This is a genomic window from Sphingomonas parva (ex Maeng et al. 2020) (assembly GCF_004564275.1).
Taxonomy (GTDB): Bacteria; Pseudomonadota; Alphaproteobacteria; order Sphingomonadales; family Sphingomonadaceae; genus Allosphingosinicella; species Allosphingosinicella parva.
Genome location: NZ_SPDV01000024.1, coordinates 1 through 432 on the forward strand (window position 1 = coordinate 1; position 432 = coordinate 432).

The 432-nt window shown below is 66.7% G+C and carries 1 protein-coding gene; it reads left to right on the forward strand.

What is annotated here, in order from left to right:
• Positions 1-432 (forward strand): hypothetical protein (locus E2493_RS21260; RefSeq protein ID WP_191992998.1); only part of this gene is annotated, 432 nt, incomplete at both ends.

Below are 432 nucleotides of genomic sequence, written 5' to 3' on the forward strand. Positions count from 1 at the left end.
CGACAACGGCAATGCCGGCGGCAACGGCAACGCCGGCGGCAACGGCAATGGCGGCTCCGACAGCGGCAAGGACGGCGGCGGCAAATCCGGCAAGGATGACAGCGACAAGTCCGGCAAGGACGGCGGCGACAAGTCCGGCAAGGACGACAGCGACAAGTCCGGCAAGGACGGCGGCGACAAGTCCGGCAAGGACGACAGCGACAAGTCCGGCAAGGATGACAGCGACAAGTCCGGCAAGGACGGCGGCGACAAGTCCGGCAAGGACGGCGGCGACAAGTCCGGCAAGGATGACAGCGACAAGTCCGGCAAGGACGGCGGCGACAAGTCGGGCAAGGACGACAGCGACAAGTCCGGCAAGGACGACAGCGACAAGTCCGGCAAGGACGACGGCGACAAGTCCGGCAAGGACGGCGGCGACAAGTCCGGCAAGGA